The following is a 20,855-nucleotide window of genomic DNA, read 5'->3' as shown; positions in this document are numbered from 1 at the left end:
TATGTTCCAGTAGCCAAGCGGACTTTAAGCGAATAAATCCAAACTGAAGATAAGGTTAACGGCGAGGATAATAACAATTAAAGAAGGGATGGAAATAATAAATAACCAAATGGACTAACCTGTTTTGGTTGTCATGCTTAGCGATAAAACCGATTAAATAACATTATGAAATAAAAGAACAAATAGCGATAAACACCCTGAATACGAGGCGGTTGCCGCTCAGAGCCGTTTTAGTTAATGCTAAAAATTGTGCTTTCCGGTACTATGCGGCGGTTTTTTCCGCATTACTGAGAGCGATCATGTCCACCACACTGTTTAAAGATTTCACCTTCGAAGCCGCCCACCACCTTCCGCATGTCCCAGAAGGACATAAATGCGGCCGTCTGCACGGGCATTCGTTCATGGTGCGTCTTGAGATCACCGGTGAAGTTGATCCGCATACCGGTTGGATCATGGATTTTGCCGAGCTGAAGGCGGCGTTTAAGCCGACCTACGATCGTCTGGATCACTACTACCTGAATGAGATCCCGGGCCTTGAAAACCCGACCAGTGAAGTGCTGGCAAAATGGATATGGGATCAGATGAAGCCGCTGGTACCGCTGCTGAGCGCGGTGATGATCAAAGAGACCTGCACGGCAGGCTGCGTGTATCGCGGAGAGTGATGCTTGCCGGGTGGCGCTGACGCCTGCCCGGCCTATAAGAGCATCGAACCATAGGCCCGGTAAGCGCTCGCGCCACCGGGCTTTTTTTATGCAATATTCAGATACTTGTGCGTCTGCATCGACAGGCGCCAGTTGCGCGCAATACAGGTTTCAATGCACAGGCGCGTCGCGTCATCTTTCTGGCTGATCGGCTGAAGCGCAATGACGCGCTGCTTTTCATCCGTCAGCGTGGCCAGCAGTTCATCCAGCGCTTCGATATCACGCACGCGCCCTACCGGGTGCTTAATCTCATCCGCGCGTTCCAGCGCCTGAGACAGCACGTCATACCCGCCGCGCATATTCACTTTTGGCGATACCGTCACCCAGGTCGTGTGTGAACAGCGCACTTCATGGGTGCCGCTGGTTTCAATCTGGCAGCTGTAGCCGTTCTTTTCGAGCAGCTCGGTCAGCGGCGTCAGATCGTGGATGCAGGGTTCACCGCCGGTGATCACAACGTGGCGCGCCGTCCAGCCCTGACGACCAATAATGGCCAGCAGATCTTCGGAACTGCCCGCGCCCCACTTATCGCTCTCTTTGGTTTTCGCCAGAATGCTAAACAGCGACACTTCCCGATCTGCGAGCTTATCCCACGTATGTTTGGTATCACACCAGGCACAGCCAACCGGGCATCCCTGTAAACGAATGAAAATAGCGGGAACGCCGGTAAAGTAACCCTCGCCTTGCAGGGTCTGGAACATCTCGTTAATCGGGTACTGCATAGTCATCTCAGTAAAGGGGATAAACGATAAGTATCGCAGATCCCCGCCGGATGGTCATGCTCCATCGGTGCTTTACGCGCCAATCGCCGCCATAAACCGTTCCGTGATTTGCTGTGGACGGGTGATCGCGCCGCCGACCACCACCGTATGCGCGCCCAGCGCCAGACACCTGGCCGCACGTTCAGGCGTATCCACGTTGCCTTCGGCAACCACGGGCACCGTCACGGCCGCCAGCACCGCTTTCAGGAACGCGCAGTCGTTGTCAGGCAATGTATGGCCCGCGGTTTCCGCCGTGTAGCCGTAAAGCGTGGTGCCGACGCAGTCGAAGCCCAGCGCCTGTGCCGTCACGGCTTCGTCCACGGAGGCGATATCCGCCATCAGCAGCACCGCGGGATAGCGTGAGCGGATGCGCGAGACCAGCGTTTCCAGGGATTCTCCGCCGGGACGTTCCCGCGCCGTCGCATCAAGCGCAATGATGTCCGGCGAGACGCTCATGAGCTCATCCACCTCTTTCATTGTCGCGGTGATAAACACCTCACTTTCGGGATAATCCCGTTTGATGATGCCGATGACCGGCAAAGAGACCTGCTGCTTAATGGCCTCAATATCCGCCACGCTGTTGGCGCGAATAGCCGCGGCCCCGCCCTGTGCCGCCGCCAGCGCCATTCTCGACATAATAAACGGGCTGTGCAGCGGTTCATTTTCCAGCGCCTGACAGGAGACGACCAGTTTTCCCTTCAGGGTATCCAGTACAGTTTTCATTACGATAAGATCTCTTCCACTTCGTTTTTGATAATCGTGACGTGCGGGCCATAGATGACCTGAACGCCGTTGCCGCGCACGATAACGCCGCGCGCCCCAGTGGCTTTCAGCGCCGCGTCATTCACTTTGCTGCCGTCTTTAACCGTCACGCGAAGACGCGTGGCGCAGCAGTCCACCTCGTCCAGATTGTCTTTTCCGCCTAATCCGGCGATCACCGCAGCAGCGCGTTCGTTTTGCGGCAGACTGACTTCGTCAGCCATCGCCTCCTTTTCCCGACCCGGCGTCGCGAAATCAAAGCGGTTAATCAGATAGCGGAAGGTAAAGTAGTACAGGAAGAACCACGGTACGCCGACCAGCGGAACGAACATCCAGTTGGTTTTGGCCTCTCCCTGCAAAATGCCGAACAGCACGAAGTCGATGAAACCGCCGGAGAAGGTTTGCCCGATGGTGATATGCAGCATGTGCGCGAGCATGAATGCCAGCCCGTCAAACAGCGCATGGATGACGTAGAGCACCGGCGCAATAAACAGGAACGAGAATTCGATAGGCTCGGTAATCCCCGTCAGGAACGAGGTTAACGCCGCAGAAAGCAGCAGTCCGGCAACGCGCTTTTTGTTCACGGGTTTTGCCGTGTGGTACATCGCCAGGCACGCGCCGAGCAGGCCAAACATCATCGTAATAAAGCGCCCGGACATGAAGCGTGACGTGCCTTCGTAAAACTGACGCGTGGTAGGATCGGCCAGTTGGGCGAAGAAGATCCGCTGCGTGCCTTCCACCAGATGACCGTTGACGATTTCACTGCCGCCAAGCGCGGTGGTCCAGAACGGCAGATAGAAGATGTGGTGCAAACCAAACGGGCCCAGCATGCGGAGAATAAAGCCGTACAGCAGGGTGCCCAGATAGCCGGTGGCATCCACCAGCCCGCCCAGACCAAAAATCAGCTTCTGGAAATGCGGCCAGACCACGGTCATGAGTGCACCGACGAGGATCGCCGCCAGCGAGCTGATAATAGGAACAAAGCGCGAGCCGCCAAAGAATCCGAGGAACTGCGGAAGCGCTATTTTATTAAACCGATGATGGAGCGTGCAGGTCACCAGACCAATCACCACGCCGCCAAACACACCGGTTTCCAGCGTCTGAATGCCCAGCGTCATGCCCTGCCCCACGGCGCCCGGGTTGTCGTGCGCCAGTTTGCCGGTGAGGATCAGCAGCGCGTTAATGGTGGCATTCATCACCAGAAACGCGAGTAATGCCGCCAGCCCGGCCGTACCCTTATCGCTTTTTGCCAGCCCTACGGCCACCCCAACGGCAAACAGCACCGAGAGGTTCGCAAACACGATGGATCCTGCGCTGCTCATGATGGTGAAAATGGCCTGAAGCCAGCCCACATCTAAAAACGGATAAGCCGCCAGCGTATTGGGATTCGATAACGCGCCGCCTATCCCCAGCAGCAGACCCGCCGCAGGCAACACGGCAATCGGCAACATAAAGGATTTGCCAAAGCGCTGCGCTTTTTCAAACCATCCCCCTGAAGAAGCCCCACTGAATATTTGCATCATTTTTTCATCCCCCCATTAAACGATGAAAATTTTTACCATATAAATATTTAATAGTGAAAATTATCATCAAAAACCAGGACGACGATCATACTTTTTCAAAATGACTGGCATCTTTCCCCCGCTTTCCGCCACACTAGTCGCAGAGAAACGCATTAAGGATCGAGCATGTCAGACCATGAAAACCTGCTGCTGAAGCTACGCCAGGAGGCTTCCGGGTACAGCCCAACACAACAAAAACTCGGTGAATTTGTCCTCAGCGATCCTGCCCGGGTGCTCTACCTGACGATCACCGAGCTGGCGCGCGAGAGCCACACCAGCGAGGCCAGCGTCACGCGTCTTTGCCGCACGCTGGGCTGCAAAGGCTATAACGAATTTAAAATGGCGCTTGCGCTGGATATTCAGCAGGGCCAGCCCGCGCGTCAGGCGGGAGATGAGATTGATAACGTCGTGGATGAGTCGGTGCAGGCTTTGCAGGATACCGCCAGACTCCTCGACCGCACGCTGCTTGAAAAGGCGGCGCTGGCGCTGCACCAGGCACAATCCGTGCAAATTTATGGCGTCGCGGCCAGCGCGATCCTTGGGGAGTATCTGCACTACAAGCTGTTGCGTCTGGGCAAACCCGCACAGCTGTTTAGCGATATGCACCGCGCGGCCATGAATGCGACAACGCTTTCGAAAGAGACGCTGGTTGTGGCCATCTCCAGTTCGGGTTCAACGCGGGATTTACTCCACGTGGTGAAGCTTGCCCGCAAGCGCGGCGTTAAGGTTCTGGCACTCAGCAATACGCCCCGCAGCCCTCTGGCGTCCCTGAGCGACATGCTGCTGGTGGCTGCCAAACCAGAGGGACCCCTTAGCGCTGGCGCACTCAATGCTAAGGTTGGGGTGATGCTGCTGGTCGAGCTGCTGACCACGTCCATGATTGCGCTGGATGGTCATTACGGCGACGTTAGCCAACAAACAGCCAGCGCTACGCTTCCTCTGTTACTCTAAAAATCCTTCGCAGGCTAAATAAAATAGCCTGCGATTTATGCCGTCTGATTTTAGTTAAGTGGCGTTTAAATCATTTATTTGATAAATGTTTGGTGTAACAAATTATTATATTTATTACATTTTGAATTAAGTTTACCGTTCGGAAGCACCTCTATAAAAAACATTAAATTCAATAAGTTAAAATTTAAATTTTATTAGAGTGAATTTTTACCCTTCCGCTAATGTCCAAAATATCCGCCCGATTTCCTTTCCTTAAAATAAGCTTAAGATGCTGTCGGTTTCGGCGATTTATTATTTAAATGCCGTTTACTTTTGCGCGCCTACAATCCGCCTCATCAATCATAATGAGACGGTATTAATGAAGATGTTATTGATTACAGGCGTGACCGGATTTCTGGGCGGTGCAGTTCTTGAAAAAATCCTGACCAACGATCAATCCGTAGAACTCCTTTTGCTCGCGCGTGCCGGCGATCCGCAGAGCGGGCTGGAGCGCGTGCTGGAGAATATGCGCAAGTTCAACGTTCCTGAGGACAAACTGGCCTCCCTGACGGTGGATAATATCCTGATTGGCGACCTCAGCCAGCCTGAAGCCTTTCTCAGCGATCCCCGTCTGGATCGGGTCACGCATGTCGTGAACTGTGCGGCCGTCGCCTCATTTGGTAACAACCCGCTGATCTGGAAGGTCAACGTTGAAGGTACGCTCGCGCTGGCGCGCCGTATGGAGCAGGTCACAGGACTGCAGCGTTTCCTCCATGTTGGCACCGCGATGTCATGCACGCCGGAGCAGGATTCCCTGGTAGCCGAAAGCGCTGAATTCAGAGAGAATGCTGAACACCTGGTGGAATACACGTTTTCGAAGTCAACCATCGAACAGCTGATGCGCCAGGAGTGTCCGAACCTGCCGCTGCTCATCGCCCGTCCATCCATCGTCGTCGGCCATACCCGTCACGGTTGCACACCGTCGAGCAGCATTTTCTGGGTCTTTAGCATGGGCCTGATGCTGCAAAAATTTATGTGCTCAATGGAAGACCGGATCGACGTTGTTCCGGTGGATTATTGCGCCGACGCGATGTTAATGCTGCTCAACAGCAACGCGCGTCCGGGAGAAGTGGTACACATTTCTGCGGGAGAAGAGAACAGCGTTCGCTTTGCGGATATCGATCAGGCGATGGCGCAGGCGCTGGAGAAAGCCCCCGTCGGTGATAAGTATGCGCAGGTCAGCTACGAAACGCTGGTCAGAATGCGTCGCGAGCTGAAACATATTTTTGGGCCGTGCAACGAACGTCTGATGCTGAAAGCCATGCGGTTATACGGTGCGTTTGCCACGCTTAACGTGCGCTTCAGCAACGATAAGCTGCTGAGCATGGGGATGCCGAAGCCACCCCGGTTTACGGATTATATCGCCCGCTGCGTGCAAACCACTCAGGGGCTGACCATTCCGGAGCAAATGGCGGTTGATTTTAAATAGCCAAAAAAAATGCCAGTCATTCGACTGGCATTTTCGTTTTAAGGCTTAGGCGATTATGCCTGGCCTTTGATCTCTTTACGACCGTTGTATGGTGCTTTTTCGCCCAGCGCTTCTTCGATACGAATCAGCTGGTTGTATTTAGCAACACGGTCAGAACGGCTCATAGAACCAGTTTTGATCTGGCCTGCAGCGGTACCCACAGCCAGGTCGGCAATGGTAGCGTCTTCAGTTTCGCCAGAACGGTGAGAGATAACAGCGGTGTAGCCAGCGTCTTTCGCCATTTTGATCGCAGCCAGAGTTTCGGTCAGGGAACCGATCTGGTTGAATTTGATCAGGATGGAGTTAACGATGCCTTTCTCGATGCCTTCTTTCAGGATCTTGGTGTTGGTTACGAACAGGTCGTCACCAACCAGCTGGATTTTGTCGCCCAGTACTTTAGTCTGGTATGCGAAGCCAGCCCAGTCAGACTCGTCCAGACCGTCTTCGATAGACACGATTGGGTACTGTTTGGTCAGGTCTTCCAGGAAGTGAGTGAACTCTTCGGAGGTGAACGCTTTGTTGCCTTCGCCAGCCAGAACGTATTTACCGTCTTTGTAGAATTCAGATGCTGCGCAGTCCATCGCCAGGGTGATGTCTTTGCCCAGCTCGTAGCCTGCAGCTTTTACTGCTTCTGCGATAACAGCCAGTGCTTCTGCGTTAGAACCCAGGTTTGGCGCATAGCCACCTTCGTCACCAACAGCCGTGTTCATACCTTTGGCTTTCAGAACTTTAGCCAGGTTGTGGAACACTTCAGAACCCATACGTACCGCTTCTTTCAGGGATTTCGCGCCAACTGGCTGAATCATGAATTCCTGAATATCAACGTTGTTGTCTGCGTGCTCACCACCGTTGATGATGTTCATCATTGGTACAGGCATGGAGTATTTGCCTGGGGTGCCGTTCAGTTCAGCGATGTGCTCGAACAGTGGCATACCTTTAGCAGCCGCAGCCGCTTTGGCGTTCGCCAGGGAAACTGCCAGGATTGCGTTCGCACCGAAGTTAGATTTGTTTTCAGTACCGTCCAGATCGATCATGATCTTGTCGATGCCAGCCTGGTCTTTGGCGTCTTTGCCAATGATTGCCTGAGCAATAGGACCGTTTACAGCGCCAACCGCTTTCAGTACGCCTTTACCCAGGAAGCGAGATTTGTCGCCATCGCGCAGTTCCAGCGCTTCGCGGGAACCGGTAGAAGCACCTGATGGAGCAGCAGCCATACCAACGAAACCACCTTCCAGGTGAACTTCGGCTTCAACGGTCGGGTTACCACGGGAGTCGATGATTTCACGACCGATGACTTTAACGATTTTGGACATTAGATTTTCCTCAGTACAAGTTAAACTAAAACTCCAGACAAACAACGCGTACCAAAGGTACGCGTTGCCGTTCTAACTTTTTTTACTTCGCCTGACGCTTCTGGTAGTCGCTGGCGGCCTTCACGAAGCCTGCAAACAGCGGATGCCCGTCGCGTGGCGTTGAAGTAAATTCCGGGTGGAACTGGCAGGCGACAAACCACGGATGGTTTGGCACTTCAATGATCTCGACTAACTGATCATCCCCGGAGCGTCCCGCAACACGCAGGCCCGCGGCTTCAATAGGTTTCAACAACATGTTGTTGACTTCATAGCGGTGACGATGGCGCTCGGTGATGACCGGCTCGCCATACAGCTTGCGAACCACGCTATCGTCAGACAGCTGGCAGGCCTGTGCGCCAAGACGCATGGTGCCACCCAGATCGCTCTTCTCGGTACGGACTTCGACGTTACCTTCTTCGTCACGCCATTCAGTGATAAGCGCCACCACAGGGTACTTACAGTCTGGCACAAATTCCGTAGAGTTCGCGTTTTCCATTCCCGCTACGTTGCGCGCAAATTCGATCAGCGCAACCTGCATACCCAGGCAGATGCCGAGGTATGGAATATTGTTTTCACGCGCATAGCGCGCGGTGGCGATCTTGCCTTCTACACCACGGTAGCCGAAGCCGCCAGGGATAAGGATAGCATCCAGATCTTTCAGGATTTCAACGCCACGCGTTTCAACATCCTGAGAATCAATCAGCTTGATGTTCACGGAGACACGGTTCTTCAGACCACCGTGTTTCAGCGCTTCGATCACTGACTTATAGGCATCCGGCAGTTCAATGTACTTGCCGACCATACCGATAGTCACTTCGCCTGCCGGGTTGGCTTCTTCATAAATAACCTGTTCCCATTCAGACAGGTTAGCTTCCGGACAGTTCAAGCTGAATCGTTTACAAATATAATCGTCCAGGCCCTGCGATTTCAACAGGCCCGGGATTTTATAAATGGAATCGACATCTTTCATTGAAATAACGGCTTTTTCAGGCACGTTACAGAACAATGCAATTTTCGCACGTTCGTTCGCCGGAACCGCGCGATCGGAGCGGCAAACCAGGATGTCTGGCTGAATACCAATGGAGAGCAGTTCTTTAACAGAGTGCTGAGTCGGTTTGGTTTTCACTTCACCTGCAGCGGCCATGTACGGCACCAGGGTCAGGTGCATGAACAGCGCGTGTTCACGGCCAATATCTACCGCCAGCTGACGAATCGCTTCCAGGAATGGCAGAGATTCGATATCACCCACGGTACCGCCGATTTCAACCAGCACCACGTCGTGGCCTTCGCCACCCGCAACAATGCGTTCTTTGATGGCGTTAGTGATGTGCGGGATAACCTGAACGGTGGCACCCAGATAATCACCACGACGCTCTTTACGCAGAACGTCGGAGTAGATACGGCCAGTCGTGAAGTTGTTACGACGGGTCATTTTGGTGCGGATGAAACGCTCGTAGTGGCCAAGATCCAGATCGGTTTCAGCGCCGTCTTCAGTAACGAACACTTCCCCGTGTTGGATTGGGCTCATGGTGCCCGGATCGACGTTGATGTACGGATCCAGTTTCATCATGGTCACATTGAGGCCACGGGCTTCAAGAATGGCTGCGAGGGAGGCTGCGGCAATGCCTTTACCCAGAGAGGATACGACCCCGCCGGTCACAAAAATATAGTTCGTTGTCATGCTGAACCTGAGAAGTTAGGGTGAAACGATGGAATAACCAGGACGGGAAAGTAGTATACCCGAACACGGCGAGCGCCACAAACTTTCATTCTCCGTCTCCATTCCAGGCCATGACAAACATAAGGAGTGAGAAAATAGCCCCTTTTGGGTAAATGTTTTTGACGCAAATCAAGCGCTTGTCATTTAAAAAATCACACAAATTGCGCTTGATCGCAAAATTTCGTTAGAGATCAGATTCCTGGCGCTTTACTTCCTGCCAGACTTCTTCCATCGCTTCGAGGCCAATACCGCTCATTTCCAGGCCGCGCGAGGCGACAATCCGCTCAACTTCGCGAAAGCGTCGTTCGAATTTTATGTTGGCTTTTTGCAGGGCGGTTTCCGCTTTTACACCCAGGTGGCGAGAAAGGTTGACGGTCGCAAACAGCAGGTCGCCCATCTCTTCCTCAAGCTTTGCTTCATCCACCACCACCTGCTGCGCTTCGTGCATGACTTCGTCAATCTCTTCGTGCACTTTATCCAGCACCGGGCCGAGGGAGGTCCAGTCAAAACCGACGGCGGAGCAGCGTTTCTGGATTTTATGCGCACGCATCAGCGCGGGCAGGCTCAGCGGAATATCATCCAGCGCCGAGTGCTGAGATTTTTCCGCCCGCTCGGCGCTTTTGATCTGCTCCCAGCGGGCCAGCACCTCGGCGCTGTTCCCTGCGGTGGCATCGCCAAAAATATGGGGATGACGGCGCTCAAGCTTGTCGCTGATGGCAGCGCAGATATCGTCAAAGTTAAAGCGTCCTTCTTCCTGCGCCATCTGCGCGTAGAACACCACCTGGAACAGCAGATCGCCCAGCTCGCCGCGCAGGTCGTCAAAATCTTCACGGGAAATGGCGTCCAGCACCTCGTAGGTCTCTTCAAGGGTGTACGGGGCGATGGTGGCGAAAGTCTGCTCTTTGTCCCACGGGCAGCCGTTTTCCGGGTCGCGCAGGCGTTTCATGATGCCGAGCAGGCGGTCGATTTGAGTCATAGTACTGTCCTGATGAAAAAATGCCGGGTGGCGGCGTTGCCTTACCCGGCCTACGTAAGAGGATGTTTAGCCGCCGTGCAGACGACGCGCGTCAATCACATCCGGCACCTGGTTCAGCTTGCCGAGCACGCGGCCCAGCACCTGCAGGTTGTAGATTTCGATGGTCATATCGATGGTGGCAAGCTGCTCGCGGGTATCGCTGCGGCTGGCGACACCCAGCACGTTGACCTTCTCGTTGGCGAGAATAGTCGTGATGTCGCGCAGCAGGCCGCTGCGGTCGTTGGCGGTAACGCGCACCACCAGCGAATAGCCGGCGGAATAGCTCTCACCCCAGACTGCTTCCACGATGCGCTCCGGCGCATGCGACTGAAGCTCGGCAAGCTGGTCGCAGTCGGAACGGTGAATCGAAATCCCTCTCCCCTGGGTGATAAAGCCGACGATATCGTCGCCCGGAATAGGCTGGCAGCAGCGGGCAATGTGGTGCATCAGATTGCCCACGCCCTCGACCACCACGCGGCCATTGTCTTTGCTGCGCTGCTGCGGTGCGTAGGTTTTCTGCTGCAGCTGCTTCAGCGCCGCCGCGTCCTGCTCTGCCGCGCTTGGCTTATTGAACTGCGCCTGCAGGAAGTTCACCATCTGATTCAGACGGATATCACCGCCGCCAATCGCCGCTAACAGCTCGTCAAGCTCGTTGAAGTTGTAGCGCGGCAGCAGGAATTTCTCCGCCTCTTTCAGGCTTATCCCGATATGCTCCAGCTCGTCGTCGAGGATCTGACGACCAGCAAGGATGTTCTTGTCACGATCCTGTTTACGGAACCAGGCGTGAATTTTCGAGCGTCCGCGGCTGGTGGTGACATATCCCAGGTTCGGGTTAAGCCAGTCCCGGCTCGGGTTGGGCTGCTTCTGGGTAATGATTTCAATCTGGTCACCCATCTGCAGCTGATAGGTGAACGGTACGATTCGTCCGCCGATTTTCGCCCCGATGCAGCGGTGCCCCACATCGCTGTGGATGTGGTAGGCAAAATCGAGCGGCGTAGAGCCCGCAGGCAGGTCGACAACGTCCCCTTTCGGGGTAAAGACATAGACCCGGTCATCAAAGACCTGGCTGCGCACTTCGTCGAGCATCTCGCCGGAGTCGGCCATCTCTTCCTGCCACGCAATCAGCTTGCGCAGCCAGGCAATGCGGTCTTCGTGGCCTGAACGCGCCCCGCCGGACGTGCCTTCTTTGTATTTCCAGTGCGCGGCGACGCCCAGCTCGGCGTCCTCGTGCATCTGTTTGGTGCGGATCTGAATCTCGACCGTTTTGCCGCCTGGGCCAAGCACCACGGTATGGATAGACTGATAGCCGTTCGGTTTGGGGTTGGCGACATAGTCATCGAACTCATCGGGCAGATGACGGAAGTGAGTGTGCACTATCCCCAGCGCGGCGTAGCAGTCCTGCAGACGCTCCGCCACGATACGCACGGCGCGCACGTCAAACAGCTCGTCAAAGGCGAGGTGTTTCTTCTGCATTTTGCGCCAGATGCTGTAGATGTGTTTTGGTCGACCGTAGACTTCGGCGCGCACGCTCTCTTCTTTCATCGCCTGGCGCAAGCCACCGACAAATTCCTCGATATAGTGCTCGCGGTCGATGCGGCGCTCGTGCAGGAGTTTGGCAATACGTTTATATTCCGCCGGGTGCAGATAGCGGAAGCAGTAATCTTCCAGCTCCCATTTCAGCTGACCAATCCCTAAGCGGTTCGCCAGCGGCGCATAGATGTTTGTACACTCTTTGGCGGCGAGCACGCGCTCGTCTTCCGGCGCATCCTTCACCTCGCGCAGGTGGGCAATACGCTCGGCCAGCTTGATGACCACGCAGCGGAAATCATCCACCATGGCCAGCAGCATCCGGCGAACGTTATCAACCTGTTCTGAGGAGACGGAATCGGTGTGCGCGGCTTTGAGCTGGCGGATGGCCGCCATATCGCGCACGCCGTGGATCAGCGCGACGACGGATTTCCCGACGCTGTCGCGCAGCACGTCTTCGCTGACCACGTCCGCATCCGCGAGAGGGAACAGCAGCGCGGCCTGCAGCGTTTCGATGTCCATGTTCAGCATGGACAGGATTTCAACCATCTCCACGCCGCGCCACAGGAGAAGATCGGCGTCGGGATGCCCCTGCGTGGTGCGCAGACAATAGGCCCAGGTTTCGGTTAAGCGTTCACACGACTGCTGGCTGGAAATTCCCAGACTTGCGATCCATTTTTGTGGGTCAAACTCCCCAGCTTTATTGAGATGTGCACTTCTTACCGCAACCATTGTCCTCTCCTTTAGGGACCAGGGCCTGTCGAAGTCGACAAGCCAAACAAATTAGATGTGCTCGAACAACACCATCGATTCCAGATGACCAGTGTGCGGGAACATGTCCAGCATTGCCAGACGCTGAATCTGGTAACCCGCGCTAATTAATGCCTCACTGTCCCGGGCAAGCGTTGCCGGGTTACAGGAAACATAGACCACACGCTTTGGCGCGAGTTTAATAATATGTGCCATCACGCCCGGGGCACCGGCACGCGCCGGGTCGAGCAGGATTTTATCAAAGCCCTGTTTTGCCCACGGCTGTTGGGTGACATCTTCCTCAAGATTTTGATGAAAGAATGTCACATTTTGCAAGCCGTTCTGCTGTGCGTTCTCCTGCCCTTTCGCCACCAGCGCCTCAACGCCTTCCACGCCGACGACGCTGGCCGCTTTTCGCGCCAGCGGCAGCGTGAAGTTGCCCATTCCGCAGAACAGATCGAGCACCCGATCGCTTTTCTGAACATCCAGCCACGCCAGCGCTTTCTCAACCATCTGCTGGTTAACACCGTCATTCACCTGAATGAAATCCCGCGGGCTGAACGTTAAGCGTAGTCCGTTTGACGCATACCAGGGCACCTCACCGGTAACCTGCTCAAGTATCTCGCTTTGTGGTGCAAGGAAAAGCGCCAGGTCGTGTGAATGCGAAAAGCGTTCCAGTTTTTCGCGATCTTTTTTCGACAGCGGCGCGGTATGGCGCAGGACCATCAGCGGTCCATTGTTGGCCATGACCAGTTCGACATGCCCGAGATGGCGAATGCCGTCCAGCCCGGAGAGGCAGGTGCGCACATCCGGAAGCAATGCCTCAAGATGGGGCACCAAAATGGGGCACTGCTTCACGTCAACGATGTCGCTGGAGCCGGCCTTGCGAAACCCCATCTCCAGCCGATCCGTTTTTGGCTGATAGCTGAGGCTCAGGCGTGCGCGCCGACGATAGCCCCAGGGCTCATCGGCGAGAATTTCATTAACGTCATGTTTAAGCAGACGCGCCAGCGCGCGGCTTTTGCTTTTTTGCTGTAATTCTGTGCTCGCGTGCTGTTGCTGGCAGCCCCCACAAACGCCAAAATGTGAACAGCGGGGATTCACGCGCTCCGGACTATCGTTGAGGCGACGCTTAACCTGCCCGCGCGCGAACTGGCGTTTATCTTCCGTCAGCGTAATTTCTGCTCGTTCTGTTGGCAGTAAACCTGTTATAAACAGAGCCTTACCATTGTGACGTGCCACTCCCTGACCAAACGGATCGAGGTCCGTGGCTTCAACAGTGATGATTTGACGCGTCGTCACGCGTCGCTTTGCAGAGTAGAATTGCGCCATCGCCGAGATTTTTCTCACATAAACATAATTATCTTAATTGTCCCATAACGGAACGCCATGACCAACTACAGCCTGCGCGCGCGCATGATGATTTTGATCCTCGCCCCCACCGTTCTCATCGGTTTGCTGCTGAGTATCTTCTTTGTGGTGCACCGCTATAACGATTTGCAGCGACAGCTGGAGGATGCAGGCGCCAGCATTATCGAACCGCTTGCCGTTTCCAGCGAGTACGGCATGAACCTGCAAAACCGCGAATCCATTGGGCAGTTAATCAGCGTACTCCACCGGCGCCACTCGGACATCGTACGCGCCATTTCCGTTTACGACGAACATAACCGCCTGTTTGTCACCTCGAATTTTCATCTCGATCCGGCGGCCCTGAAGATCCCGGACGGTACGCCGTTCCCGCGCCACCTCACCGTATTGCGGCGCGGCGATATCATGATCCTGCGCACGCCGATCGTGTCGGAAAGCTATTCACCCGATGAGTCTGCGCAATCTGACGCCAAATCCAGCAATAATATGCTGGGATATGTGGCGCTGGAGCTGGATCTCAAGTCGGTCCGGCTACAGCAGTACAAAGAAATCTTCATCTCTGGCGTGATGATGCTGTTCTGCATCGGCATTGCGCTGATCTTCGGCTGGCGCCTGATGCGCGACGTGACGGGCCCCATCCGCAACATGGTTAACACCGTTGACCGCATCCGCCGGGGACAGCTCGACAGCCGGGTGGAAGGGTTTATGCTGGGCGAGCTGGATATGCTGAAAAACGGCATCAACTCGATGGCCATGTCGCTGGCGGCGTACCACGAAGAGATGCAGCACAACGTTGACCAGGCGACGTCCGACCTGCGCGAAACGCTGGAGCAGATGGAGATCCAGAACGTTGAGCTGGATCTGGCGAAAAAGCGCGCTCAGGAAGCGGCACGTATTAAGTCGGAATTCCTGGCCAATATGTCGCACGAGCTGCGTACGCCGCTCAATGGCGTGATCGGCTTCACCCGCCTGACCCTGAAAAGCGAGCTCAACCCGACCCAGCGCGATCACCTGCACACCATTGAGCGCTCGGCCAACAACCTGCTGGCGATCATCAACGACGTGCTGGACTTCTCCAAGCTGGAGGCGGGCAAGCTGATCCTGGAGAGCATTCCCTTCCCGCTTCGCAGTACGCTCGATGAGGTGGTGACGCTGCTCGCGCACTCGTCGCACGACAAAGGCCTTGAGCTGACGCTCAACATTAAAAACGACGTGCCGGATAACGTCATTGGCGATCCGCTGCGCCTGCAGCAGGTCATTACCAACCTTGTCGGGAATGCCATTAAATTCACCGAAAGCGGTAACATCGACATTCTGGTAGAAAAACGCTCGATCAGCAGCAATAAAGTGCAGATTGAAGTCCAGATCCGCGATACCGGCATCGGGATTCCGGAGCGGGATCAGTCGCGTCTGTTCCAGGCGTTCCGTCAGGCGGATGCCAGTATCTCCCGTCGTCATGGCGGCACCGGTCTGGGGCTGGTGATCACCCAGCGTCTGGTGAACGAGATGGGTGGCGATATCTCTTTCCACAGCCAGCCGAACCGCGGTTCAACCTTCTGGTTCCACATTAATCTGGACCTCAATCCAAACGTATTGACCGATGGCCCGGTGACGGACTGCCTGAAAGGCAAGCGTCTGGCCTACGTCGAACCTAACGCGGCGGCAGCGCAGTGTGCGCTCGACATCTTAAGCACCACTCCGCTGGAGGTGGTCTACAGCCCAACCTTCTCCGCTCTGGCCGTTGAGCATTACGACATCCTGCTGATGGGGATCCCGGTCACCTTCACCGGCGAGCTGACCATGCAGCAGGAGCGGCTGGCGAAAGCCGCGTCGATGACCGACTACCTGCTGCTGGCGCTGCCTTGCCACGCGCAGCTCAATGCAGAAGAGTTGAAAAATGACGGGGCCGCCGCGTGTCTGCTGAAACCGCTCACCGCGACCCGCCTGCTGCCCGCGCTCACGGAGTATTGCCGTCTCAGCCAACATGCCCTCCCGATGATTGACGATGAGCAAAAATTGCCGATGAGCGTGATGGCGGTGGATGATAATCCGGCCAACCTGAAGCTCATTGGCGCATTGCTTGAAGACCAGGTTCAGCACGTTGAGCTGTGCACCAGCGGCGCGCAGGCGGTTGAACAGGCTAAGCAGATGCAGTTCGATTTAATCCTGATGGATATTCAGATGCCGGGCATGGATGGCATTCGGGCCTGCGAGCTGATCCACCAGCTGCCGCATCAGCAACAAACGCCAGTCATTGCAGTCACCGCGCACGCGATGGCCGGTCAAAAAGAGAAGCTGCTGAGCGCCGGAATGAATGACTATCTGGCGAAGCCAATCGATGAAGAGAAACTTCATAACCTGCTGTTACGCTATAAGCCGGGTCATATTGGCGGGACGTACACGGTATCCAGCGAGCCGGTTGAAATAACCGTCAACCAGAACGCGACCCTTGACTGGCAGCTTGCTCTGCGCCAGGCGGCAGGTAAACCCGATCTGGCCCGCGAGATGCTGCAAATGCTGGTCGCGTTTCTGCCGGAAATTCGCAATAAGGTGGAAGAGCAGCTGGTGGGTGAAAACCCGGAAGATCTGCTGGAAGCAATCCACAAGCTGCACGGTAGCTGCGGGTACAGCGGCGTACCGCGGCTGAAAAACCTCTGCCAGCTGCTGGAACAGCAGCTGCGTGCCGGTACGCCGGAATCGGAGCTTGAACCGGAGTTCCTGGAGCTGCTGGATGAAATGGATAACGTGACGCGGGAAGCGATGAAGGTGTTGGGGAGCTGAGGTAAAAGCCCGGTGGCGGCTTCGCCTTACCGGGCCTACGATTGCGGGTGCGGCCTGATGCCCTCATCCCGCCCCTCTCCCACGGGGAGAGGGAGAACTACATCCCCTGCCCGACTTTCAGCACCGCCGCGATATTCCTTGCGGCCATCCTGACGTTCTCGCCGGCATTTTCCAGCGCGTCTTCCAGCGAGCAGATGGTGTAGATCACGCTAAACACGGCATCAATGCCGTGATCGTGAACCACACCAACGTCCGCCGTCAGGCTGCCTGCAATGCCGATGACGGGTTTGTTAAAGCGTTTCGCCACTTTTGCCACGCCCACCGGGACTTTGCCGTGGATCGTCTGGCTGTCGATGCGACCTTCCCCCGTGATCACCAGATCCGCATCGGCTACCTGATCGGCCAGGTGTAGCGCATCGGTCACGATCTCGATGCCCTGGCGCAGCTGCGCGCCGCAAAAAGCGTACAGCGCGGCCCCCATGCCACCCGCCGCGCCGCCGCCCGCAAGGTTAAGCACGTCGATATCCAGATCCCGGGCAATCACGCTCGCATAGTGCGCCAGCGCGTTGTCCAGGGTAACGATCATCTCGGGAGTGGCCCCCTTTTGCGGGCCAAATACGGCTGACGCGCCATCCTTTCCGGTAAGCGGATTCGTCACATCACAGGCGACTTCTATCCGGCACTCCGCCAGACGTCTGTCCAGCCCGCTCAGGTCGATACGCGCGAGTTTTCCCAGCTCGCCCCCGCCCTGCCCAAGAGGCTGTTCGCTGGCGTCGAGCAATTTAGCGCCCAGCGCCTGCACCATCCCTGCGCCGCCGTCATTGGTGGCGCTGCCGCCAATGCCAATGATGATATGCTTAACGCCCGCATCCAGCGCGTGACGAATCAGTTCGCCCGTGCCCCAGGAGGTGGTTTTCAGCGGATTACGCTGCGAAGGCGCAACCAGCTCCAGGCCGCTTGCCGCCGCCATTTCAATAAAGGCACTCTGCTCGTCACCGGATAAGCCATAAAACCCTTCCACGCACTCACCCAGCGGGCCGGTCACCGGAACATGTACAATGCGTCCCTGCGTTGCCGCGATCATCGCCTCAACCGTCCCTTCGCCACCGTCCGCGACCGGCAGTTTGACGTAAATCGCCTCGGGAAAGATCTCGCGAAAACCACGTTCTATCGCTGTCGCAACCTCAAGCGCACTCAAACTTTCCTTATACGAGTCCGGTGCGATAACAATTTTCATAAGCCATCCTTACGCATAGTCGTTACGTTAAGCATACACCACGTAAAAGACCGCTCATGGGAGCGGTCCCAATGCGTTTATCGTACCATGCACGGGCGTTTATTGTCGAATGTCCAGTCCGGGATCAAATACTGCATCGCCATCGCGTCGTCGCGCGCGCCCAGACCGTGTTTTTGATACAGCTCGTGGGCCTTCATGACCTGATCCATATCCAGCTCAACCCCCAGCCCCGGGGTGGAAGGCACTTGCACCATGCCACCTTTGATCTCAAACGGCTGCTTAGTCAGACGCTGGTTACCTTCCTGCCAGATCCAGTGGGTGTCGATAGCGGTGATCGTGCCCGGCGCGGCGGCGGCGACGTGAGTGAACATCGCCAGAGAGATATCGAAGTGGTTGTTAGAGTGCGAGCCCCAGGTCAGGCCAAACTCATGGCACATCTGCGCCACGCGCACCGACCCCTGCATCGTCCAGAAGTGCGGGTCCGCCAGCGGAATATCAACAGACTGCAATGACAGGGTGTGTCCCATCTGACGCCAGTCGGTCGCAATCATATTGGTCGCGGTCGGCAGCCCCGTAGCGCGACGGAATTCCGCCATCACTTCACGTCCTGAGAAGCCTTGCTCTGCCCCACACGGATCTTCCGCATACGCCAGCACGCCTTTCAGCTGTTTACCGATCGCAATGGCCTCATTAAGCGACCATGCGCCGTTCGGATCCAGCGTCACGCGCGCCTGCGGGAAGCGTTTTGCCAGCGCCGTCACGGCTTCCGCCTCTTCCTCACCGGCCAGCACGCCGCCCTTCAGTTTGAAATCATTGAAGCCATATTTTTCATAAGCGGCTTCCGCCAGGCGCACCACCGCATCCGGAGTCATCGCCTCGTCGTGGCGGAGCCGGTACCAATCGCATTGTTCGTCCGGCTGGCCCTGGTACGGCAAAGGCGTCAGCTTGCGGTCGCCAACAAAGAACAGATAGCCCAGCATTTCCACTTCGCTGCGCTGCTGACCCTCGCCCAGCAGCGACGCAACGTTGACGCCCAGATGCTGACCCAGCAGATCCAACAGGGCGGATTCAATCCCGGTCACCACGTGAATGGTGGTGCGCAGATCGAAGGTCTGCAGGCCACGCCCACCGGCATCGCGATCGGCAAAGGTGTTGCGCACGGTGTTGAGGACATTTTTGTACTCACCCAGCGTTTTGCCCACCACCAGCGGAATGGCATCTTCCAGCGTCTGGCGGATCTTCTCCCCGCCCGGAATTTCGCCCACGCCCGTATGGCCGGAATTGTCTTTGATAATGACAATGTTGCGGGTAAAGAATGGCGCATGCGCGCCGCTCAGGTTCATCAACATGCTGTCATGGCCCGCAACCGGAACGATCTGCATGGCGGTAACTACAGGGGTAGAAAAAGTACTCATCGTTCAATCCTTTTATCAGTGACGTCCGAAAACAGGGCGCTTACGGTCAAATGTCCAACCGGGAATAAGGTACTGCATCGGACCCGCGTCGTTACGCGCGCCGCCCGGCAATTTTTTATACGCCTCATGGGCTTTATGGATCTGATCCCAGTCAATCTCCACGCCCAGGCCCGGCGCATCCGGTACGGTAATCTTGCCATTGATGATTTCCAGCGGATTTTTCGTCAGGCGGGCTTCCCCTTCCTGCCAAATCCAGTGGGTGTCGATGGCGGTCGGGTTACCCGGCGCCGCCGCGCCAACGTGGGTAAACATCGCCAGCGAAATATCAAAGTGATTGTTCGAGTGACAGCCCCAGGTCAGCCCCCAGTCGTCGCACAGCTGCGCCACGCGCACTGCGCCTGAAAGCGTCCAGAAGTGCGGGTCCGCCAGCGGTATGTCGACGGCGTTTAGCATCACCGCGTGACCCATTTCGCGCCAGTTGGTAGCAATCATATTGGTCGCGACAGGCAGCCCGGTGGCGCGACGGAACTCAGCCATGACTTCACGGCCCGAAAAACCCTGCTCCGCGCCGCAGGGATCTTCCGCATAGGTCAGGACATCCCCCAGCCCTTTGCACAGGCTAATCGCTTCATCCAGCAGCCATGCGCCGTTGGGATCGACGGTGATCCGTGCATCTGAAAAGCGCTTTTTCAGCGCCCGGGCCGTGTCAATCTCCTGCTCGCCGGGCAGCACGCCGCCCTTCAGCTTGAAATCCTTAAAGCCGTAGCGATCCTGCGCCGCCTCGGCCAGCTGCACCACCGCGTCGCTGGAGAGCGCTTCCTGATGGCGCAGCTGATACCAGTCGTGGTCGCCCGCGGTTCGGGCCAGATAGGGGAGATCGGTTTTATTGCGATCGCCAACGTAGAACAGATAGCCCAGCACGGTGACCGCATCGCGCTGTTTACCGGGCCCCAGCAGCTCGCAGACCGGGACATTGAGCGCCTTACCCAGTAAATCGAGCAGGGCGGCCTCCAGGGCGGCGACCGCGTTGACGCGCAGTTCAAACGTCCAGGCACCTTTACCGAACGTCTCAAAGTCTGCCGACTGATTACCCTTATGCACCCGCTGAACCACCTTGTTCAGACGGGCCACTTCCTGGCCCACGACCTGCGGAATGGCATCGACCAGCGTCTGGTAAATCACCTCTCCGCCAGGGGCCTCGCCCACGCCGGTATTTCCTGCGCTGTCTTTCAGTACGACGATATTACGGGTAAACCAGGCGTTATGCGCACCGCCAATATTGAGCAGCATGCTGTCCTGCCCGGCCACCGGGATGACCTTCATCTCAGTGATGGTTGGGCTCGATTGCGTTGTCATCAGCCACGCTCCGCAACAGGTTTAAGTTCGACGCGTTTGATATCCCCCACCAGTACCAGGTAACTCAGTACCGCCACCAGCGCATGCACACCCACG

16 protein-coding genes are annotated in these 20,855 nt (G+C 56.2%); 4 read left to right on the top strand and 12 right to left on the bottom strand.

Annotated features, from left to right (window positions below; translation table 11 throughout):
• Positions 1–299 precede the first annotated feature (299 nt).
• The gene (gene queD / locus DOU50_RS12570; RefSeq protein WP_014885039.1) at positions 300–662 is read left to right on the top strand and encodes a 6-carboxytetrahydropterin synthase QueD; all 363 of its coding nucleotides are present in this window, start codon (positions 300–302) and stop codon (positions 660–662) included.
• Between the two features lie 86 nt (positions 663–748).
• On the opposite strand, the gene queE is transcribed toward queD, so the two are convergent.
• The 3 genes from queE to DOU50_RS12555 form a co-directional block, all read right to left on the bottom strand.
• A complete protein-coding gene (queE, locus tag DOU50_RS12565) occupies positions 749–1,420 on the bottom strand; it encodes a 7-carboxy-7-deazaguanine synthase QueE (protein ID WP_023333236.1) in 672 nt (223 codons plus the stop codon).
• A gap of 72 nt (positions 1,421–1,492) precedes the next feature.
• Positions 1,493–2,182 (bottom strand): N-acetylmannosamine-6-phosphate 2-epimerase, encoded by a 690-nt coding sequence (locus tag DOU50_RS12560; RefSeq protein WP_148769501.1) that lies wholly within the window; start codon positions 2,180–2,182, stop codon positions 1,493–1,495.
• A complete protein-coding gene (locus DOU50_RS12555; RefSeq protein WP_148769500.1) occupies positions 2,182–3,741 on the bottom strand; it encodes a PTS transporter subunit EIIC in 1,560 nt (519 codons plus the stop codon). Before DOU50_RS12555 ends, DOU50_RS12560 begins: the two co-directional genes overlap by 1 nt.
• Positions 3,742–3,906: 165 nt before the next feature.
• Between DOU50_RS12555 and DOU50_RS12550 the strand changes: the two genes are divergently transcribed.
• Together DOU50_RS12550 and DOU50_RS12545 are read left to right on the top strand one after the other, a co-directional pair.
• Positions 3,907–4,731, top strand: coding sequence for a MurR/RpiR family transcriptional regulator (locus DOU50_RS12550; protein WP_024909265.1), 825 nt, complete (start codon positions 3,907–3,909; stop codon positions 4,729–4,731).
• A gap of 358 nt (positions 4,732–5,089) precedes the next feature.
• Positions 5,090–6,199: an SDR family oxidoreductase gene (locus tag DOU50_RS12545; protein ID WP_024909266.1), complete on the top strand. Its 1,110-nt coding sequence runs from the start codon at positions 5,090–5,092 to the stop codon at positions 6,197–6,199.
• A 53-nt stretch (positions 6,200–6,252) separates the two neighbouring features.
• On the opposite strand, the gene eno is transcribed toward DOU50_RS12545, so the two are convergent.
• The 5 genes from eno to rlmD all read right to left on the bottom strand — a co-directional run bounded on the left by eno (position 6,253) and on the right by rlmD (position 13,934).
• The gene (gene eno / locus DOU50_RS12540; protein ID WP_024909267.1) at positions 6,253–7,551 is read right to left on the bottom strand and encodes a phosphopyruvate hydratase; all 1,299 of its coding nucleotides are present in this window, start codon (positions 7,549–7,551) and stop codon (positions 6,253–6,255) included.
• A gap of 82 nt (positions 7,552–7,633) precedes the next feature.
• Positions 7,634–9,271, bottom strand: a complete 1,638-nt coding sequence (gene pyrG, locus DOU50_RS12535; protein ID WP_023309013.1) for a glutamine hydrolyzing CTP synthase — start codon at positions 9,269–9,271, stop codon at positions 7,634–7,636.
• Positions 9,272–9,494: 223 nt separating this feature from the next.
• A complete protein-coding gene (gene mazG, locus DOU50_RS12530; protein WP_148769499.1) occupies positions 9,495–10,286 on the bottom strand; it encodes a nucleoside triphosphate pyrophosphohydrolase in 792 nt (263 codons plus the stop codon).
• Between the two features lie 66 nt (positions 10,287–10,352).
• Positions 10,353–12,584, bottom strand: coding sequence for a GTP diphosphokinase (gene relA, locus DOU50_RS12525; RefSeq protein ID WP_148769498.1), 2,232 nt, complete (start codon positions 12,582–12,584; stop codon positions 10,353–10,355).
• 51 nt (positions 12,585–12,635) lie between these two features.
• On the bottom strand, positions 12,636–13,934 hold the full coding sequence (gene rlmD / locus DOU50_RS12520; protein ID WP_148769497.1) for a 23S rRNA (uracil(1939)-C(5))-methyltransferase RlmD: 1,299 nt from the start codon (positions 13,932–13,934) through the stop codon (positions 12,636–12,638).
• A gap of 57 nt (positions 13,935–13,991) precedes the next feature.
• Between rlmD and barA the strand changes: the two genes are divergently transcribed.
• On the top strand, positions 13,992–16,751 hold the full coding sequence (gene barA / locus DOU50_RS12515) for a two-component sensor histidine kinase BarA (RefSeq protein ID WP_024909270.1): 2,760 nt from the start codon (positions 13,992–13,994) through the stop codon (positions 16,749–16,751).
• Positions 16,752–16,848: 97 nt separating this feature from the next.
• Here barA and DOU50_RS12510 read toward each other — a convergent pair whose 3' ends face one another.
• The 4 genes from DOU50_RS12510 to DOU50_RS23865 form a co-directional block, all read right to left on the bottom strand.
• Positions 16,849–17,988, bottom strand: a complete 1,140-nt coding sequence (locus DOU50_RS12510) for a glycerate kinase (protein ID WP_148769496.1) — start codon at positions 17,986–17,988, stop codon at positions 16,849–16,851.
• Between the two features lie 77 nt (positions 17,989–18,065).
• The gene (gene gudD / locus DOU50_RS12505) at positions 18,066–19,403 is read right to left on the bottom strand and encodes a glucarate dehydratase (RefSeq protein ID WP_032648104.1); all 1,338 of its coding nucleotides are present in this window, start codon (positions 19,401–19,403) and stop codon (positions 18,066–18,068) included.
• Between the two features lie 15 nt (positions 19,404–19,418).
• Positions 19,419–20,759 (bottom strand): enolase C-terminal domain-like protein, encoded by a 1,341-nt coding sequence (locus tag DOU50_RS12500; RefSeq protein WP_148769495.1) that lies wholly within the window; start codon positions 20,757–20,759, stop codon positions 19,419–19,421.
• The coding region (locus DOU50_RS23865) for a hypothetical protein (RefSeq protein WP_228117531.1) at positions 20,759–20,855 on the bottom strand (97 nt) is incomplete at its 5' end. The genes DOU50_RS23865 and DOU50_RS12500, both read right to left, overlap by 1 nt.

Origin of the sequence: Enterobacter sp. C6, assembly GCF_008122455.1 — a bacterium.
GTDB classification, from domain to species: domain Bacteria; phylum Pseudomonadota; class Gammaproteobacteria; order Enterobacterales; family Enterobacteriaceae; genus Enterobacter; species Enterobacter pseudoroggenkampii.
Note: the sequence above shows the minus strand (reverse complement) of the source record. Positions and strands in the feature narration are given on the sequence as shown.

Coding starts and splice junctions, on each gene's coding strand:
- queD (WP_014885039.1), top strand. CDS start 300: ATGTCCACCACACTGTTTAAAGATTTCACCTTCGAAGCCGCCCACCAC.
- queE (WP_023333236.1), bottom strand. CDS start 1,420: ATGCAGTACCCGATTAACGAGATGTTCCAGACCCTGCAAGGCGAGGGT.
- DOU50_RS12560 (WP_148769501.1), bottom strand. CDS start 2,182: ATGAAAACTGTACTGGATACCCTGAAGGGAAAACTGGTCGTCTCCTGT.
- DOU50_RS12555 (WP_148769500.1), bottom strand. CDS start 3,741: ATGATGCAAATATTCAGTGGGGCTTCTTCAGGGGGATGGTTTGAAAAA.
- DOU50_RS12550 (WP_024909265.1), top strand. CDS start 3,907: ATGTCAGACCATGAAAACCTGCTGCTGAAGCTACGCCAGGAGGCTTCC.
- DOU50_RS12545 (WP_024909266.1), top strand. CDS start 5,090: ATGAAGATGTTATTGATTACAGGCGTGACCGGATTTCTGGGCGGTGCA.
- eno (WP_024909267.1), bottom strand. CDS start 7,551: ATGTCCAAAATCGTTAAAGTCATCGGTCGTGAAATCATCGACTCCCGT.
- pyrG (WP_023309013.1), bottom strand. CDS start 9,271: ATGACAACGAACTATATTTTTGTGACCGGCGGGGTCGTATCCTCTCTG.
- mazG (WP_148769499.1), bottom strand. CDS start 10,286: ATGACTCAAATCGACCGCCTGCTCGGCATCATGAAACGCCTGCGCGAC.
- relA (WP_148769498.1), bottom strand. CDS start 12,584: ATGGTTGCGGTAAGAAGTGCACATCTCAATAAAGCTGGGGAGTTTGAC.
- rlmD (WP_148769497.1), bottom strand. CDS start 13,934: ATGGCGCAATTCTACTCTGCAAAGCGACGCGTGACGACGCGTCAAATC.
- barA (WP_024909270.1), top strand. CDS start 13,992: ATGACCAACTACAGCCTGCGCGCGCGCATGATGATTTTGATCCTCGCC.
- DOU50_RS12510 (WP_148769496.1), bottom strand. CDS start 17,988: ATGAAAATTGTTATCGCACCGGACTCGTATAAGGAAAGTTTGAGTGCG.
- gudD (WP_032648104.1), bottom strand. CDS start 19,403: ATGAGTACTTTTTCTACCCCTGTAGTTACCGCCATGCAGATCGTTCCG.
- DOU50_RS12500 (WP_148769495.1), bottom strand. CDS start 20,759: ATGACAACGCAATCGAGCCCAACCATCACTGAGATGAAGGTCATCCCG.